Origin of the sequence: Sphingorhabdus sp. Alg239-R122 (assembly GCF_900537065.1) — a bacterium.
GTDB lineage: Bacteria > Pseudomonadota > Alphaproteobacteria > Sphingomonadales > Sphingomonadaceae > Alg239-R122.
In genome coordinates this window covers 32,278-48,797 of sequence record NZ_UNRC01000012.1, presented here as the reverse complement: position 1 = coordinate 48,797, position 16,520 = coordinate 32,278, and the positions used below count along the sequence as shown (strand labels likewise).

16 protein-coding genes are annotated in these 16,520 nt (G+C 55.8%); 7 read left to right on the top strand and 9 right to left on the bottom strand.

Annotated elements, in window-relative coordinates:
* Nucleotides 1–39: 39 nt before the first annotated feature.
* Complete coding sequence (locus G6Q15_RS10845) at nucleotides 40–591, bottom strand: hypothetical protein (protein ID WP_164118662.1); 552 nt, start codon at nucleotides 589–591, stop codon at nucleotides 40–42.
* A gap of 246 nt (nucleotides 592–837) precedes the next feature.
* Between G6Q15_RS10845 and G6Q15_RS10840 the strand changes: the two genes are divergently transcribed.
* Both G6Q15_RS10840 and G6Q15_RS10835 read left to right on the top strand, forming a co-directional pair.
* Nucleotides 838–1,590 carry a hypothetical protein gene (locus tag G6Q15_RS10840; protein ID WP_164118660.1) on the top strand — a complete coding sequence of 251 codons (753 nt, stop codon included), beginning with the start codon at nucleotides 838–840 and terminating at the stop codon, nucleotides 1,588–1,590.
* A gap of 232 nt (nucleotides 1,591–1,822) precedes the next feature.
* Nucleotides 1,823–2,371, top strand: coding sequence for a thermonuclease family protein (locus tag G6Q15_RS10835; protein WP_164118658.1), 549 nt, complete (start codon nucleotides 1,823–1,825; stop codon nucleotides 2,369–2,371).
* Nucleotides 2,372–2,441: 70 nt separating this feature from the next.
* Here the strand turns inward: G6Q15_RS10835 and G6Q15_RS10830 are convergent, their stop codons facing one another.
* Genes G6Q15_RS10830 through G6Q15_RS10815 form a run of 4 tightly spaced genes read right to left on the bottom strand, consistent with a single transcriptional unit; the run spans nucleotide 2,442 to nucleotide 6,753 of the window.
* On the bottom strand, nucleotides 2,442–3,203 hold the full coding sequence (locus G6Q15_RS10830) for an abortive infection family protein (protein ID WP_164118656.1): 762 nt from the start codon (nucleotides 3,201–3,203) through the stop codon (nucleotides 2,442–2,444).
* A gap of 49 nt (nucleotides 3,204–3,252) precedes the next feature.
* Entirely contained in the window at nucleotides 3,253–4,302 is a 1,050-nt protein-coding gene (locus tag G6Q15_RS10825) for a ribonucleotide-diphosphate reductase subunit beta (protein ID WP_164118654.1), read from the bottom strand.
* Nucleotides 4,303–4,349: 47 nt separating this feature from the next.
* Nucleotides 4,350–4,586 (bottom strand): hypothetical protein, encoded by a 237-nt coding sequence (locus G6Q15_RS10820; RefSeq protein ID WP_164118652.1) that lies wholly within the window; start codon nucleotides 4,584–4,586, stop codon nucleotides 4,350–4,352.
* A gap of 52 nt (nucleotides 4,587–4,638) precedes the next feature.
* Nucleotides 4,639–6,753: a ribonucleoside-diphosphate reductase subunit alpha gene (locus G6Q15_RS10815; protein WP_240330855.1), complete on the bottom strand. Its 2,115-nt coding sequence runs from the start codon at nucleotides 6,751–6,753 to the stop codon at nucleotides 4,639–4,641.
* Nucleotides 6,754–7,371: 618 nt separating this feature from the next.
* Between G6Q15_RS10815 and G6Q15_RS10810 the strand changes: the two genes are divergently transcribed.
* The 4 genes from G6Q15_RS10810 to G6Q15_RS10795 all read left to right on the top strand — a co-directional run bounded on the left by G6Q15_RS10810 (nucleotide 7,372) and on the right by G6Q15_RS10795 (nucleotide 10,701).
* Entirely contained in the window at nucleotides 7,372–8,334 is a 963-nt protein-coding gene (locus G6Q15_RS10810; protein ID WP_164118650.1) for a patatin-like phospholipase family protein, read from the top strand.
* A gap of 91 nt (nucleotides 8,335–8,425) precedes the next feature.
* Nucleotides 8,426–9,946 carry a fumarate hydratase gene (locus G6Q15_RS10805; RefSeq protein ID WP_164118648.1) on the top strand — a complete coding sequence of 507 codons (1,521 nt, stop codon included), beginning with the start codon at nucleotides 8,426–8,428 and terminating at the stop codon, nucleotides 9,944–9,946.
* Nucleotides 9,946–10,416, top strand: a complete 471-nt coding sequence (locus G6Q15_RS10800; RefSeq protein ID WP_164118646.1) for a hypothetical protein — start codon at nucleotides 9,946–9,948, stop codon at nucleotides 10,414–10,416. The genes G6Q15_RS10805 and G6Q15_RS10800 overlap by 1 nt, the downstream gene beginning before the upstream one ends.
* A gap of 9 nt (nucleotides 10,417–10,425) precedes the next feature.
* The gene (locus G6Q15_RS10795) at nucleotides 10,426–10,701 is read left to right on the top strand and encodes a hypothetical protein (RefSeq protein ID WP_164118644.1); all 276 of its coding nucleotides are present in this window, start codon (nucleotides 10,426–10,428) and stop codon (nucleotides 10,699–10,701) included.
* Nucleotides 10,702–10,734: 33 nt separating this feature from the next.
* Here the strand turns inward: G6Q15_RS10795 and G6Q15_RS10790 are convergent, their stop codons facing one another.
* The 3 genes from G6Q15_RS10790 to pgeF form a co-directional block, all read right to left on the bottom strand.
* Entirely contained in the window at nucleotides 10,735–12,060 is a 1,326-nt protein-coding gene (locus tag G6Q15_RS10790) for a cystathionine gamma-synthase family protein (protein ID WP_164118642.1), read from the bottom strand.
* 183 nt (nucleotides 12,061–12,243) lie between these two features.
* A complete protein-coding gene (locus G6Q15_RS10785) occupies nucleotides 12,244–13,644 on the bottom strand; it encodes a DASS family sodium-coupled anion symporter (RefSeq protein WP_164118640.1) in 1,401 nt (466 codons plus the stop codon).
* A 4-nt stretch (nucleotides 13,645–13,648) separates the two neighbouring features.
* Nucleotides 13,649–14,419 (bottom strand): peptidoglycan editing factor PgeF, encoded by a 771-nt coding sequence (gene pgeF / locus G6Q15_RS10780; RefSeq protein WP_164118638.1) that lies wholly within the window; start codon nucleotides 14,417–14,419, stop codon nucleotides 13,649–13,651.
* A 115-nt stretch (nucleotides 14,420–14,534) separates the two neighbouring features.
* Here pgeF and G6Q15_RS10775 point away from each other — a divergent pair, with 115 nt between their 5' ends.
* A complete protein-coding gene (locus tag G6Q15_RS10775) occupies nucleotides 14,535–15,326 on the top strand; it encodes an SDR family NAD(P)-dependent oxidoreductase (protein ID WP_164118636.1) in 792 nt (263 codons plus the stop codon).
* A gap of 270 nt (nucleotides 15,327–15,596) precedes the next feature.
* On the opposite strand, the gene G6Q15_RS10770 is transcribed toward G6Q15_RS10775, so the two are convergent.
* Entirely contained in the window at nucleotides 15,597–16,478 is an 882-nt protein-coding gene (locus G6Q15_RS10770) for a DMT family transporter (RefSeq protein ID WP_164118687.1), read from the bottom strand.
* Between the last annotated feature and the right edge of the window lie 42 nt (nucleotides 16,479–16,520).

Sequence of the window (16,520 nt, the reverse complement as noted above, 5' to 3'; positions counted from 1 at the left end):
TGCCGTTCCGGTCCAGCGCCGCATTGTGCGGCAATCGCACTAATTTGGTGTAAAGCTTGCGCATATCAGGGTATTTAACGGCACATTCAATATGGTGTCCGTCACATCCTGCCAGGCATTTTGCACATATTGCCAGTAATGCAGGGTGCCGTTTGGTCCCCTGGTGCGGATATTGTTCAACAACTCACGATCATCATGCTGTGGGTTAACCCCATGTATACCAAGGCGCAGCACTGATCCGGCGACAAGGACATTGGCTGCCTTGAAATCCCTGTTCAATGCCAGAAGCTTGTCTATATCGCTCACAAAATCGGCCACTGCACCGACATAATCCATGCTGCGTTGCGCTTTAAGCTCAATCCAGATTTCTGTCCCGCTCTGGAACCAGAGGTCGCATATCTGGCCGTTTGGAAAGTGGACTTCGCGGTTGAAATTAACCGGTGCGCCGACCGGTGCATCGAAAACCGCGCGGGCAAAGATTGTTTGCAACCACACCTCCCAGCCGCCACGCATATTCTGTCCCAGAAAGTAGCGAATTATCGAATTTGCAGAATCAAAATCACTTGCGACAGTAGTGCGTAATATAGTCATTAACTGCTGGGATTGCATTATACCCTCTATCTACACCATTATTAAACCAGTGCATAAATTTAAATGATTTAATTTGATTGCTTATGTAAATAAGCGTAAACAATAAATCAAGTCGCAATATCCGAGTCGGTATAAATGTAATTGCAATGCAATTATGTAATAGTCGGCTTTTACCTGAACAATTGCGACTTGTTTCATATAATAAATATTAATAACTGATTCCTTGTCGCCCAATGGAGTAATAAAATGGCGATTTTGAAAAATGCAATTAATGCACTCGACCCCGCACCAGACAGAAAAAAAGAACTTACGTTATTGCTGAGCTTGCTTTCTGAACTGTGCGAGCAGAAAGTCACCGAATTCACCAACGCTATTGAAGAGGATATCCGTACAGCGGGAACGGCTGAAAACCGGTCGATTCCGGTGAGCGAAATCCTTGCCAAACACACCGAATACCGCGCCTATGTCAGCGCCGATGCTGGCAAGATCGCGACCGAGGTTGGCGGCGCTATCAAGAAATTCGTGGCGGGTGGCTCCGATGAAATCATTGACGGCATTGCCAGCCTGCTGACCACCGGGCTTGAAGCGATCATTGGTGCGGGCAAGGGCATACAGCAGGAAATGTCGAGCTATTACATTGTAGTACAGGGGCTTGCGATTGCACGCTATGATGTCAAGATCTGGAGCCGGTATATTGAAGCGAGCGGCATAACCTCGCAAATCGAACATGCCCTCGCCGTGGCGGCCTACAAGTCGAGTGTCGATGTCACCAAGGTATCGCTCAACACGTTCCTGCTTGCCTATGAACGGCAGTTGCAGGAGATGCAGTTTACGCCGCAGCAACAGATCGAATATATCGATTATGCGGAGAAGCTTTATGACCGGCTGACCGGTGCGAAAATGCAGGCCGGTGATGGCGGCGCACCCGCGCTCGTTTACGCCGGGACCGCAAAGGACTTCCGCGCTCCGGGCGAACTGTCCGGCAGCCTGTGGGATTGATGTAATTTGAAAACCGTATCCGGTACGCGTCACTGCCGCTTGTGATAACGGCAAGCGGCGCGTACCGGCCACGCAACCTTTCGATATGACGGAGTGGGAATTCAAGCATTGAGTATACTGCCGCCGTCATTCGTAATTCTGTTTCACTGTAATTGCGCAACAGTGGGAAAACACAGTCCATTGTGAAGCCGGTTTAACCGCCTGATAACCTGCCGCGTGGTAAAATGCGCGCATGGGCAAGCATAGTATCATCCCGTTTCCGCGTCATCCCTATCCCCGGCGCAAGGCAGCAAAGCTGCGTTTCCTCCCGCCTGAGATGCGGCGGGAGCGGGGCATGGGCTGGGGCGCTTTTGCGGCGCTGTGTGCTGCGGTGTTTGCCGCGATTTGGTTTTATGACGGGCCGCTGCCGGTGCGCGCGGCGACGACTGATCCATATCGGACGGATTTTTCGGTCTGCGGTTATGGCCCGCGTATCAATTGCGTGGTCGATGGCGATACGATCTGGCACCGGGGCCGCAAGATCCGCATTGCGGACATCAACACGCCAGAGGTCAGCGATCCGGCCTGCGATGCCGAGGCGGCGCTGGGCCGGCGCGCCACATACAGGCTGCGCGAACTGCTCAACACAGGCGCGTTTGATCTGGAGAGCATAGACCGCGCCACCGACCGCTACGGCCGCCAGCTCCGCGTGGTGACGCGGGAAGGCGAGAGCCTGGGCAACACGCTGGTCGCGGAAGGCCTGGCCGAAAGATGGCAGGGCTATAAACGGAACTGGTGTTAGGGGGTGGATAGTTTAGGGGTTAAGTAAACTGTCACCGTAATTTCGTAATTTCGTAATTTCACCGTAATTCTTACTTATTCTTAGATGATGTATCTACAAGAAATGAAGCCATTGCTCCAGACAAGTTTACGGCGAGAGTGGCATGGCGAGTTTGCACTTTTACCGGCCTTCGGCCTTGACCATGTGCATCTCCTACACGATTTCTAAGTGCTCCAAGTCCTTCAACTACGCCGGAACAGCCCCCCAAAATTTGTTTGAATACATTTTCTGTATGTTGTGAAGGAGCAATGCTTAATTTTTTTGAAACAAGGCTGTATAGTTTAGGCAGGTCATAATGGGCGTTGGGTTCCATGTCTCCATCTAAAATATGCATACAAACCGCTTCTAATAAAGTTCTTGCAGCTGTAATTGCTCCTTCAGGATCATCAATGCTTCGTTGAAGTGCTTTACTCCAAGCTGCATTTACACTTTCTGCATTAAGGTTTTCCAATGATTTAGATATGTGTTCTACTGAAGGGCTTGGCTTTTGTTCTAAGAACTCACAAAGTGGTTGAAATTCACCTCGTAAATATTTTCGTCTCTCTGCATAAGTCTCAAACTCATATTTTATGAATTCCCAAAAATCATCTGCATCCATACACGTTTTAACAAATATTGGTATTTTGCCCGCTGTTTCTGGATTGTCCATCAGCTCTTTACGGAGAAGTCGGTAGACTTGACTGTCCATGACACCTCCAGTAGCTCGCGCCATCAGACCATTTCTAAATGCAAGTACGCGTTCCAGAGGATCATCTGGCAAACTATTAATTGGGTCGTCTATGTTGTCCCACATTTAGCTACTCTATATTTTGTCGTGCAGAGTTGATATATCAGTTAATCCCCTACTCCGCCGCGACTCCCGCATCCTCAAACATATCCGGGCCCTCATCCGCGGCCACATCTTCATTCGCGGGCTTGCCTTTGCGTTTGTCGAAGCTGTCCCACACGTCGTTCCAGTTGCCGGTGGTGGCGGCCTTGGAATATTCGGTGGCGCGGGTTTCGAAGAAGTTGGCGTGCTCGACACCGTTGAGCAGCGGCGCGAGCCATGGCAGCGGGTGGTCCTCGATCATATAGATCGGCTGGAAGCCAAGCTGCCCCAGGCGCCAGTCGGCGATATAGCGGATATATTTCTTGATTTCCTTCGCGGTCATGCCGGGCACGGGGCCGTCTTCAAACGCAAGGTCAATAAACGCATCCTCAAGGCGCACTGTCTTTTGGCAGCAGTCGATAATGTCTTCCTTGACCGATTTGGTCAGGCAGTCGCGCTCTGCGCAGAATGCGTGGAAGAGTTTGGTGATGCCTTCGCAGTGCAGGCTCTCATCGCGCACCGACCAGCTCACAATCTGCCCCATGCCCTTCATCTTGTTAAAGCGCGGGAAGTTCATCAGCATCGCGAACGATGCGAATAGCTGCAGGCCCTCTGTGAACCCGCCGAACATCGCCAGCGTCTTGGCAATATCCTCATCATTATCGACGCCGAATTCATTCAGGTAATCGTGCTTCGCCGACATTTCCTCATATTCCAGGAACATGCCATATTCGCTTTCGGGCATGCCGATTGTGTCGAGCAGGTGCGAGTAAGCGGCGATATGCACTGTTTCCATGTTGGAAAAGGCGGTCAGCATCATCTTGATTTCGGTCGGTTTGAACACGCGGCCGTACTTGTCGTGATAGCAGTTCTGCACCTCGACATCGGCTTGCGTAAAGAAGCGGAAGATTTGCGTCAGCAGGTTGCGTTCGTGATCGGAAAGCTTTTGCGCCCAGTCGCGGCAATCCTCGCCCAGCGGTACTTCTTCGGGCATCCAGTGGATCTGCTGCTGGCGTTTCCAGAAGTCATAGGCCCATGGATATTCAAACGGTTTATACTGGGTGCGGGCTTCGAGTAATGACATCTTCTTCTGTTTCCTTCGGTTTCAATTCTTGTTTTAGCTGCTCTGCCCTAATTGGCGCTTAGCAAAGCCCGCAGCATGGGCAGGTTGAACAGGATATTGCCCGCCAGCATCGCGCCGCCGGCAATCGCCTGTATCTTGCCCATTTTCGCCCATAACGGCGCGTGCGGATGACCGGGTTCGGCCCTGGCACGGCGCATCTTGGAAAGCCCGGCCAGCATCTGCCACAGACAGATCGCGGCAAATGCGATCACGATCCAGACCAGTGTTGACGGGGTTATAGCCATGGGCTGCGCTTACCTCACGTTCCTGGTGTTACGGGCGGCGTCACTGGCCATATCACTGGCACGCCAGGCACTCGTCATAATCGGTGCCTTGCGCGGTCATCAGCTCGACCTTTTTGGGGTCGAGCGTATTGTCCGTTTCCACACCGCCTGCCGTGACTTCCGCCGGGGCATCGGTGCTGCCCGCAAAACCGGCGCGCTGGATCGATTTGGAGCGCAGGTAATAGAGCGACTTGATGCCCAGTTCCCACGCCTTGTAATGTAGCATCAACAGGTCCCATTTGTCGACATCAGCAGGGATGAAGAGGTTGAGCGACTGTGCCTGATCGATAAAGGGCGTGCGGTCTGCGGCGAGTTCAAGCAGCCAGCGCTGGTCAATCTCAAAGCTGGTCTTGAACGTGTCCTTTTCTTCTTGGGTAAGGAAGTCGAGATGCTGGACGCTGCCGCCTTTTTCGAGGATCGAGTTCCACACGTTGGTCGAATCTTTCGACTTTTTCTGCAACACTTTTTCCAGGTGCGGGTTCTTCACGATAAAGCTGCCCGACAGGGTTTTGTGCGTGTAGATATTGGCCGGGATCGGTTCGATACACGCGCTGGCTCCGCCGCAGATGATAGAGATGGACGCAGTCGGTGCGATCGCCATCTTGCAACTGAAACGTTCCATCGCGCCCTGGTCCGCCGCATCGGGGCAGGGGCCGCGTTCTTTTGCCAGCATCATTGAGGCTTCGGATGCCTTGCCCGAAATATGCTTGAAGATTTTCATGTTCCACGATTTGGCCATCGCGCTTTCAAAGCCAAGCCCGCGTGCCTGCAGGAAGCTGTGATAACCCATCACGCCCAGGCCGACGCTGCGTTCGCGCATCGCACTATATTTGGCGCGCGCCATTTCTTCGGGTGCGCGGTCGATATAGTCCTGAAGCACATTGTCGAGCATGCGCATCACGTCTTCGATAAACAGGCCGTCCCCGCTCCACTCATCCCATTTGTCGAGGTTGAGGGAGGAGAGACAGCAGACCGCAGTGCGATCTTCACCATGCTGGTCGCGACCCGTGGGCAAAGTGATTTCACTACAAAGGTTGGATGTGGAAACTTTCAGGCCGACATCGCGGTGATGTTTCGGCATCATTTTGTTCACTGTGTCAGCGAACACGATATAGGGCTCGCCCGTGGCAAGGCGGGTTTCCACCAGCTTCTGGAACAACGAACGAGCATCAACCGTGCCGCGCACACTACCATCCTTGGGTGATTTCAGATCAAATTCGGCGCCGTCGCGCACGGCTTCCATAAACTCGTCGGTGATCAATACACCGTGATGCAGGTTGAGCGCCTTGCGGTTGAAATCGCCCGACGGCTTGCGGATTTCGAGGAATTCCTCGATTTCGGGATGGTTGACGTCGAGATAGCAAGCAGCGCTGCCGCGCCGCAGTGACCCTTGCGAAATGGCGAGCGTCAGGCTGTCCATCACACGCACGAACGGAATAATGCCCGATGTCTTGCCGTTCAGGCCAACAGGTTCGCCAATACCGCGCACGCTGCCCCAATAGGTGCCGATGCCGCCGCCGCGCGAAGCGAGCCAGACGTTCTCGTTCCAGGTGTTGACGATCCCGCCCAATGAGTCATCGACCGAGTTCAGATAGCATGAAATGGGCAGGCCGCGTCCGGTACCGCCGTTTGACAGCACGGGGGTAGCGGGCATGAACCACAGTTTCGAGATATAGTCGTATAGCCGCTGGGCATGATCCTGATCGTCGGCATAGGCATCGGCCACGCGCGCGAACAGGTCCTGGAATTTCTCGCCCGGCAGCAGGTAGCGGTCAATCAGCGTTTCCTTGCCGAATTCGGTCAGGTTCGCGTCCCGGCTCTCGTCAGTGACGATGGTGAACCGGCGCGGATTGACCTTGTGGCTGTCATCCTTCTTGCTTTTCGCGGGCGCCGTTTCCGCCGCCGCTTCGTTTCCGCCTTTTTCGATCAGTCTATCTTCGTTGCTCACGCCAATGTCATCCTGTTTGCTTTCGGCTTGTTTGCCTTCGGACTCTGCTGCCGCGGATTTCTGCGCAGCTGTTTTTGACACATTTTCTTTTGCCGGCGCGTCATCGCCCGCCGTGTCCCCAGCCGTGTCCAGTGTATCGCTATCCATGCCCGCTGTCTTGCCCGTATCTCTAAAATCCATGATGCCCTCGAATATCCCCAAATGTTCTTTATGTGTTCGATTCGGCAGGCCAGACCTGTCGAATAGCATTTTTATATCTGCGCTGGCGAAAAACTTATCCCCAACTTGTCCCCAAAAGGCCGGCTTAAAACAGCATGGGAGCGCCGCTATTTTTCGGCGCAAAAAGCGCCTGCCACGACATGCCAATTCAATCGCGACTTTCGCCTCAGCTACTAGTAGTAGATGTGCCCCCAACGACCCAACACTACCTATAGTGCCTGAATCATTTTCAGACGCAAGAGGGTAAATGACAATTTAACGACTCCATTCACCGCATATATGATTCACTTTATCGCAGCAGTAAAATGGTGCAGCGCAGCGACGCACGGACAAAGCTGGCCTTGCCGAAATGCAAGGGCAGGGATCAAAATTTTTATATTTTATGATTGGCTGTGTAAAAATTGCACCGCCGCAAAAAAAGCGGGCATATTGACGCGTGCAATCATAGGACAGTCATGTGGAGGCATGCCAGCATTGTCTGTGCCCGGCGCGAATAGATTATTCAGCAAAAAATATCAATTCATGCTAAGTGATTAGCGTAGGCAAATAACCGTGCATCATGCGCAAAGGAGGTGCCTTATGGCAGGAGGATTGGCCGCTGTCCTGTCCGGCGGGGGTGCGCGCGGCGCGTTCCAGGTCGGCGTACTGGATGAGCTCATAACGAATCGCGGTGTCCGTTTTGATATATTCGCAGGCGTGTCGACCGGCGCGATACAGGCGCTGGGCGGGGCGATGAATGACATGCCGGCATTGCTCGATCAATGGTTGTCGATAAAGCGCAACAGTGACATTTACCGCAAGCGTCCCTTGGGAGCGGCGAGTGCGTTGTTCGGGTCCGACTCGCTTTATAATGCCAAGGCGATCAAGAAAAAGATCAAGGATTTCGCCGACCCGGAAAAACTGCGCAGATCACGGCGCAAGCTGCGCGTCGGAGTCGTCAACCTCACCACCGGTGACTATGTTGATATTGATGAGAAGAACCCGAATATTGGCGATTGGGTCTATGCGTCGAGCGCGCAGCCGCCTTTCTTCCAGCCGCTTAAAACGAGCGATGGGGCCAAGTGGGTCGATGGCGGGGTGCGTGATATTGCCCCGCTCAGCAGCGCGATGAAATTAAAACCACGCGCGCTGCTGGTGATATTGGCCTCGCCGCGTGAAGCGCCCATTGTGCCGGGCAAGACCTATGATGACCTGGTCGAGATCGGCCTGCGCTCGGTAGAGATACTGACCGGTGAAATTGCCCGCAGCGATGTGGGCAATGCGATGCTGATCAATGATCTGCTCGCCGCGCGGGGCATGCAATTGCGCAAGCTTATGGATACGGGCCTGAGCGGGGAACAGATTGCACAGGTTCTGGCGCCGCTTGATACACAGCTTGCCCGTTATAACTTCGCACCCGTGCAGATTATTGAACCTGCACCCGAGGTTGCCTTTTCCGATGCACTGGATTTCAAACCGTCCAGAATCCGGGCTGCGATCGAAGCCGGGCGGCAGGCAGTGACCGATCAATGGCCCTCGCTTAGATTGTTTTTGCAGGTTTAACAGCAAGGACGCCGCACTGGATACAAACCTTGCTTGCTCCGGCCATTTTCGCCAAAAGGCATAGATCAATTTCCAATGTGGCGGAGCCGATATGACGACCATCATCAAAGAAGCCGACCTGATTGAAAGCGTGGCCGATGCGCTGCAATTTATCAGCTATTACCATCCGATGGATTATATCCGTGCGCTGGGCGAGGCGTACAGGGCAGAGAAATCGCCCGCGGCCAAGGATGCGATTGCACAGATCCTGACTAATTCCAAAATGTGCGCCGAAGGACACCGGCCGATCTGCCAGGATACGGGCATTGTGACTGTGTTCGTGAAATGGGGACAGGATTGCCGGCTCGAATCGAACAAATCGCTGCAACAGGTTGTCGATGAAGGCGTGCGCCGCGCGTACCTGCATCCGGAAAACAAGCTGCGCGCGTCGATCCTGGCCGACCCGGCTTTCACGCGGCGCAACACGAAAGACAATACGCCGTCTGTCATGCATGTCGAAATGGTGCCGGGGAGCAGCGTCAGTATTGATGTCGCGGCCAAGGGTGGTGGATCGGAGAATAAGTCGAAGTTCAAGATGATGAACCCGTCCGACAATATCGTGGACTGGGTGCTCGACATGATCCCGCAAATGGGTGCGGGCTGGTGTCCGCCTGGCATGCTGGGCATCGGCATTGGCGGCACGGCCGAAAAAGCAGTGCTGCTGGCCAAGGAAAGCCTGATGGGCAGCATCGACATGGCGCAGTTGAAAGAACGCGGCCCGCGCAATGATATTGAGGAGCTGCGCATCGAATTGTTCGACAAAGTCAATGCGCTGGGCATTGGGGCACAGGGATTGGGCGGTCTTTCGACCATATTGGATGTGAAGATTATGGACTTCCCGACCCATGCTGCATCGAAACCGGTGGCGATGATTCCCAACTGCGCCGCGACCCGCCACGCGCACTTTACGCTGGACGGCAGCGGGCCTGCCTATCTGGAGGCGCCCAAGCTGGACGAATGGCCTGATGTGAATTGGACCCCGTCGTCGGAGGCAAAACGGGTGCAGCTGGATGCTTTGACGAGCGAAGAAGTGCAGAGCTGGAAACATGGTGACCGGCTCTTGCTCAATGGCAAGATGCTGACCGGGCGGGATGCCGCGCACAAACGGATCAAGGATATGCTGGCGCGCGGCGAACAGCTGCCTGTCGAATTCCGCGGGCGCGTCATCTATTATGTCGGTCCGGTTGATCCGGTGGGTGAGGAAGTGGTCGGCCCTGCTGGTCCTACTACCGCCACGCGGATGGACAAGTTTACCGACATGATGCTGGAAGAAGGCCTGCTGGCCATGGTCGGCAAGGCGGAACGCGGCCCCATGGCGATTGAGGCAATCAAAAAGCATAAATCGGCCTACCTTATGGCCGTGGGGGGCAGCGCTTATCTCGTCAGCCGGGCCATCAAGGGCAGCAAGATTGTTGGTTTTGAGGACCTGGGCATGGAAGCGATATACGAGTTTGAGGTGCAGGACATGCCGGTGACCGTCGCGGTCGACAGCGCGGGCGACAGTGTTCACCATCTGGCACCGCTGGTATGGCGTGAGAAAATTGCCAGGGAAGGCTTGTTGGAAGAAGCATAATGTTTGGCCGCCGGGATATTGACCTTGTCTCTCCGCACAGCCCGGAGGATATTGCGCGCACGCTCAAGAAAATCATGAAGCGGGAAATGCCAAAGAAGAAGGCGCGCGTGATTGGCAATGGCACGCAATATGACATGGAGCTGCGTTATGTGCGGCGGCGAAAGAAGAACAGCTTTGCACCGGTGCTGAAAGCAAAGATGGAGCCACATGACGGCGGCACGCGCATCACCGGTACGCTAGGCATACCAATTGGCGGGATAAGTTTCCTGATTTTCTGGTTTGCGATGCTGGCCATGATTTTCATTCCCGCCGGGTTTACGCTGGATATCACGCTTTTGCTTATCAGCGCGGGCATGGCCCTGTTCGGGGCCATGTTTGCCTGGATCGGCATCAGGGCTGGCCGTGAAGATCCTGCGCATATTCTGGCCTTTCTCGCCCGTGAACTGGACGCGCATCCGGCGGATACCTAAATATAGCTCATGAACGTATCCATCATCCTGATTTTCCTGTGCGGTGTGGCGAACTTCGCGATGCATAAGGCGACCATGGAAAGCCGGCATCCGATGGTCGAACAGATGCGGCGCTCCATGGGCAGAGGCTTTGGCGGCTGGGCGGGCTATGTGCTCGAATTCGCCGTGCTGCTTGCTGCCATGGGTTTTGCGGGCGCAGGGTCGGTGATCGCGCTGTTCGTGTACGGGGTGTATACGTTGTTCAACGCCGCAGCAGCCTGGATGCTGCTGAGCGGGAAGATGTGATAGCCCTCCCCCCAATGGGGGGAGGGAAATAGATTACACCGCCTTCAGTGCATTATCGAAATCAGCGATCAGATCTTCCGGATCCTCAACACCGATCGAAATGCGCACCAGGTTATCCGTAATGCCAAGCTGCGCGCGGCGTTCTTCGGATACTGACAGGTGCGTCATCGCCGCCGGATGGCTGGCGAGTGTTTCCGTGCCGCCCAGGCTGACGGCCAATTTGGCGATCCGCATGGCATCGAGAAAGGCAAAGCTTTCCGCTTCGCCGCCCTTGATGAACAGTGAGAAGGTGGAACCGGCACCGGTGCAGTGGCGATCGTAAATATCCTGCTGTGAGGCATCATCGATAAAGCCGAGATAGCCAAGGCCATCGACTTTGGGATGGTCTTTCAGGAATGCGCATACTTTCGCGGCGTTTTCGCCCGCACGCGTCATGCGCAGTTCAACGGTTTCCAGTGAACGCAGCAGCATCCACGCGGTGTTTGGATCGCATATCGTGCCAATGGTGTTGCGCAGTGCACGGACCGGGTCCATGAATTTTTTCGCACCGATCAGGCCGCCCGCGACAAGATCGCTGTGCCCGCCGACATACTTGGTCAGGCTATAGACGGTAATGTCCGCGCCATGTTTGAGCGGCGTCTGCCACAATGGACCCAGGAACGTATTGTCGATGGCGATGGGCGGTTTGTAATCCGCATCGCCATACAGCGCGTCACGGCTCGCCGACACGGCTTCGATATCAACCAGCGCATTGGTCGGGTTGGCGGGGCTTTCAAGATAGATCATCGCCACCTTGCCGCCTGTTTCAGCCGCTTTCGCCTTGGCCTGGTCCAGAATATTGTCCAGCTCTGCACGGCTCGCGCCTGCGGGGAAATCGATATAGGTAATGCCAAAGCGTGACAGGATTTTCGACACCATGGATTCGGTCGCCGCATAAAGCGGGCCGGAATGCACGATCACGTCATTCTGGCTGGCATAGGCGAGAAACAGCGTTGCAATGGCCGACATGCCGCTGGAGAAAACAAGCGCATCTTCGGCGTCTTCCCAGACGCTGAGGCGGTCTTCGAGGATTTCCTGGTTCGGACCGTTAAAGCGTGAATAGACCAGGCCTTCCGCGCCGCCGGGGCGCTTGCCGGTCAGGCCTTCAAAATGGCGCTTGCCCGCCGCCGCGCTTTCAAAAGCGAATGTGGAGGTAAGGAAAATAGGTGGTTTCAATGAACCTTCGGACAATGTCGGGTCAAAGCCGTGCCCCATCATCAAGGTGGCGGGTTTGAGCTTGCGGCCGCCCAGTTTTTCCACTTCGGGTTTCGGGTTGCGGCGCGGTGTGGGTTCGCCCACAGGCTTAACGGTGTCGGTCATGATTACCCTCCTAAACTATATGCCGCATGGCTGTTTTGCTGCGGCGTGTGAATCGCTCCCAGGAAGGCAGGAGCCAGACAAGGCAGCATCAGGGTCCGAGATTCTAACCTCCGCAGAATCATATCACCTGAAACCTGTGCAGGATTGATAAAATGAAATGGTGATTATGGGAAGGGGGAGAAATCAAAAAACAGAAGCCACTGCCCATACCGCGCCGATCATGATCGGTACGCCCGCAATATCAAGCAACAGCCCCGACTTCAGCATTTTCGGCAACGCGATATGGCCACTGGCCCAGGCGATCGCGTTTGGTCCGGTACCTGATGGCAGCATAAAACCCCAGCTGGCTGCCATCGCTGCGGGCATGGCGAGCAGTATCGGATCGACACCGAGTGCAAGGATCAGTGCGGCGACCACGGGGATAATCCCGCTGGCTGTGGCGACATTGGACGCAAATTCGGTGACGAGGATGACCAGCGCCACCAGCGCGATGGCTATGACAATGAGCGGCACGGCGGACAGCGGTTCGAGGGCACTGCCCAGCCATGTGTCGAGGCCTGATGCACCAATGCCAGCCGCCAGCGCAAGGCCGCCGCCGAACATCATGATGACGCCCCATGGCGCGCGGTCCGCCTCTTTCCATTCGAGCAGCGGCCGGCCCGTGCCATCGGGAATGAGGAACAGCAATATGCCGCCGATAATGGCTATGCTGCCATCAGTCAGCGCGCCGGGCACGGTTATGCTTTTCAACAGCGGCAGCGTCATCCATGCCAGCACAACGAGCGCCACCAGCGGTACGAGGCGCTTTTCCGCCGTGGACCATGCGCTTTGCCCCGAAATGGCTTGCCGTGCCACCGCGACATCGAACGTGTCAGCGGAGAGATTCTGGATGCGGCCCAGTATCAGCGCGCATATGGGAATGCCGAGCAGCACGGCGGGAATGCCGTACATCGCCCATGTCAGGAAATCGATATCGGTGCCGAGCGTCTCATTGATAAGCCCCGCCGCAATTGCGTTGGTGGGGGAACCAACCAATGTGCCGATACCGCCAATCGAAGCGGCAAAGGCGATACCCATGATCAGCGCGCCAGCGATGCCGCCTGTATCGCCATCCTTGACACCGCCCGCCGCCAACACGGCAAGCGCAATCGGCACCATGATGAGCGTGGTGGATGTATTGGAAATTATCATGCTGAGGATAGCAGTGGCGATCATAAACGCGAGCAATAGGCGCCAAACCCCGTCCCCGCTGCGCGATATGATCGCGAGCGCGAGTCGCCGGTGCAGCCCCACACGTTCTATCGCCAGCGCAATAAACGCGCCGCCCAGGATCAGGAACAGGATCGGTGAATAATAGGCCGAGGCGGTTTCCTTCGCCGTCAGCACGCCGGTGAGCGGCAGGATGATGAAGGGCAAGAGCGCCGTGACCGTGAGCGGTACCGCCTGCGTCATCCACCATGTCGCCATCCAGAACACCAGGCCCGCTGTGTGCCATGCGGCCACCGGCATGGCTTCGGGTGCTGGAATCAGGAATGTCAGGACGAAACCGGCAATGCCGACAATCAGCCCGATTGGATTTTGCATGTTTCTATCCCCTGATCCCGATCAGTGACACCTGCCGCCCATAACCAGGCTCGTTCTTATGACAGGACCGGCGGTAGCTGTAAAACCTGTCCGGCTGTGAATAGGTATCCTGTCCGAGCAGGTCGACCCGGGTTACACCTGCCGCGGCGAGGCGGGCGGCAACATAGCCTTCGATATCGAACTGATAATGTCCCGGCTTGCCCGCGCCAAAGAAACGCTCATTAATGACATCTGCCTCGATGAAACGCCGCATGAATCCTTCATCCACTTCATAGCTTTTCTGGGCAATGCAGGGGCCAATGGCGCAGGCGATATTGGCACGGTTTGCGCCAAGTTTCTCCATTGCATCAAGAGTGCTGTCGGTGACACCGCCCAGCGCGCCTTTCCATCCGGCATGCGCCGCGCCTGCCACCCCGGCCTTGGTATCATGAAACAGCACGGGCACGCAGTCGGCGGTCAGTATGCCGAGCAACAGGCCCGGACGGTTCGTCACCATCGCATCGGCATGCGGGCGGGCATCAACCGGAATCGCTTCTGTCACCGTGACAGCATCGGGTGAATGCACCTGATGCATCATCACCAGCTCGGCACCGGGCAAAACGGCGTCACGCGCAATCCGGCGGTTCTCCATAATGGCATCGCGTCCGTCATCCGACCCCAGGCCCACATTCAGGCCCGCATAGATACCTTCCGAAACACCGCCGCTGCGGCCCAGAAAGCCATGCGGCACATCACCAAGCATGTCGGAGCGGAGAATTTCGGGAGCAAGGGGCATGGACGGCGCTTTCTTATGTGTTCCAGCCTATCTCTAAACCAGTTACGGCAAAATTCTACTGGCGATTTGCCTGATTGGACGTTTGCATTGCATCGCACGCGGTATAAGCAGGGGCATGGTACGGATTTTCATTTTCGGCATGGGGTATACCGCAGGGAGGCTGGCGGACCGGTTGCGCACAGAGGGCTGGCAGGTGGATGGCACCGGCAGCGGGGGCAATGTGGATTTTGCAGATGGCGCTGCCGTGCGCGCGGCGCTGGGAAAAGCAACGCATATATTGTCGTCGGTTCCGCCGGATCGCAAGAGCGGGCATGACGATGTCCTGACCCACTATAAAGATGACATTGCCGCTGCTCCTGCCAGTTGGATCGGCTATCTGTCTTCTACAGGTGTTTACGGTGATGCGCACGGCGCTTGGGTCGATGAAAGCACGCCGACTGGCGGTGGGCGGCGTACGGCACGGACCGCAGCGGATGCGGACTGGCAGGCTTTGGACAAAAGAGTCTGTATATTCCGGCTGCCGGGCATTTATGGTCCGGGCCGCAGCGTGCTGGACCGCGTGCGCGATGGCAGGGCGAAGTGCATTGACCTGCCGGGTCAGGTATTCAGCCGCGTGCATGTCGATGATATTGTCTCTGGCGTAATTGCATCATTTGATGGCCTGCCGGGCATATATAACCTGTCCGATGACCTGCCCGCACCGCAAAACGATGTGATCGTGAAAGCCTGCCAGTTGCTTGGTGTGGATCCACCGCCGTTGCAATCGCTGGAAGAGGCGGAGCTGTCGCCCATGGCGCGGGGTTTTTACGCCGAAAACCGCCGGGTGGCGAATGGCAAAGCCAAGCGGGTGCTGGGATGGAAGCTGCAATATCCTGACTATCATGCAGGGTTGAAGAGTCTTATTTGATTTCACGGCCAGGCGCTACGCGCCAGCCTCCAAATGGGTTCCGGGCAATAAGCCCGGGCGCGCAGTCGCGCTTGCAAACGGCATATTGGCCGTTCGGGCTTTTGCCATACGGAACGCTTTCGCGAAATTGCGGTAACATGAAAGCTGGCGTTTCGCGCTTAACCGGACTGCGACCAGCAGTCCGGCAAGGCCGACCGGCCGCCGGCGCTTATTGCGCCGCCCCACCGGAGGCGAGCGCGTAAGCGCTCTGGCCGTGAAATCAAAAGAACCTCAAACAGATTTTTTCCGCGCCTGCATCGCAATGAGCAGCCCCGCCATAGCCAGCACCGCGCCGCCAATTGCGAGCGTGGACCAGACATAGCCTTCAAATATGGTCGACAATGTCATTGCGGTGACAGGCACCAGCACGCTGGAATAAGCGGCTTTGGCAGCGCCAATCTGCCGGATCAGGCCGAAGTAAAGCGGGAAAGTGACAGCGGAGGCGGCGATGCCCAGCCATAATATACCGCCAAAATAGGACCAGTCATTTTCCCAGACAGGTGGGCCGCTTGTTATGAACGCATATAGGCCGTTCAGCGCCGCACCCCACAGCATCGCCCATGCAAGCAGCGGGATAATTGGATAGGCCTTGAGCGTCTTTGCCGCCTGCATCACATTGGCGATAGAGGCCGATAAAATGCCCAGCAAAGTGAAGCCGACGCCCCATGCCACCATATCTGCAGTGCCCGGCGCGGCACGATATTCATGGACAAACAGCAGAGCCACGCCTGCAATTGCGACTATGGATCCTGCGACAAAGCTACCGGTGATTTTCTGACCCAGGAATATCCGGCCCAGCACGGCATTGGGAATGATCAGCAGTGCAAACAGCACGGCGACCAGTCCTGATGTCACATAATATTCGGCATTATAGACAAAGTTGAAATTGAGCGTGAATTGCAGCACGCCGAGTATCGCGGCAACAACCTGTCCGCGGGCATCTATACGGAAGGGCAGGCGGCGAAAAGCGGTCAGGAAGAACATGGCGCTGGCGGCAATGATAAAACGGTAAGTCACCGACCAGACGGGCGGGATATCATTTGCGATCTGGTCCTTTATCACCAGCCAGGTCGAACCCCAGATCAGTGAGCAGAGCAGGAAGGGCACCAATATGTGCGGCGCAAAAAAGCCCGGTTCCTCCGGCGGGGCATCAGG

Excerpts from the sequence above, each read along its gene's own strand:
- G6Q15_RS10845 (WP_164118662.1), bottom strand. The coding sequence starts at position 591 with ATGACTATATTACGCACTACTGTCGCAAGTGATTTTGATTCTGCAAAT.
- G6Q15_RS10840 (WP_164118660.1), top strand. The coding sequence starts at position 838 with ATGGCGATTTTGAAAAATGCAATTAATGCACTCGACCCCGCACCAGAC.
- G6Q15_RS10835 (WP_164118658.1), top strand. The coding sequence starts at position 1,823 with ATGGGCAAGCATAGTATCATCCCGTTTCCGCGTCATCCCTATCCCCGG.
- G6Q15_RS10830 (WP_164118656.1), bottom strand. The coding sequence starts at position 3,203 with ATGTGGGACAACATAGACGACCCAATTAATAGTTTGCCAGATGATCCT.
- G6Q15_RS10825 (WP_164118654.1), bottom strand. The coding sequence starts at position 4,302 with ATGTCATTACTCGAAGCCCGCACCCAGTATAAACCGTTTGAATATCCA.
- G6Q15_RS10820 (WP_164118652.1), bottom strand. The coding sequence starts at position 4,586 with ATGGCTATAACCCCGTCAACACTGGTCTGGATCGTGATCGCATTTGCC.
- G6Q15_RS10815 (WP_240330855.1), bottom strand. The coding sequence starts at position 6,753 with ATGGATTTTAGAGATACGGGCAAGACAGCGGGCATGGATAGCGATACA.
- G6Q15_RS10810 (WP_164118650.1), top strand. The coding sequence starts at position 7,372 with ATGGCAGGAGGATTGGCCGCTGTCCTGTCCGGCGGGGGTGCGCGCGGC.
- G6Q15_RS10805 (WP_164118648.1), top strand. The coding sequence starts at position 8,426 with ATGACGACCATCATCAAAGAAGCCGACCTGATTGAAAGCGTGGCCGAT.
- G6Q15_RS10800 (WP_164118646.1), top strand. The coding sequence starts at position 9,946 with ATGTTTGGCCGCCGGGATATTGACCTTGTCTCTCCGCACAGCCCGGAG.
- G6Q15_RS10795 (WP_164118644.1), top strand. The coding sequence starts at position 10,426 with ATGAACGTATCCATCATCCTGATTTTCCTGTGCGGTGTGGCGAACTTC.
- G6Q15_RS10790 (WP_164118642.1), bottom strand. The coding sequence starts at position 12,060 with ATGACCGACACCGTTAAGCCTGTGGGCGAACCCACACCGCGCCGCAAC.
- G6Q15_RS10785 (WP_164118640.1), bottom strand. The coding sequence starts at position 13,644 with ATGCAAAATCCAATCGGGCTGATTGTCGGCATTGCCGGTTTCGTCCTG.
- pgeF (WP_164118638.1), bottom strand. The coding sequence starts at position 14,419 with ATGCCCCTTGCTCCCGAAATTCTCCGCTCCGACATGCTTGGTGATGTG.
- G6Q15_RS10775 (WP_164118636.1), top strand. The coding sequence starts at position 14,535 with ATGGTACGGATTTTCATTTTCGGCATGGGGTATACCGCAGGGAGGCTG.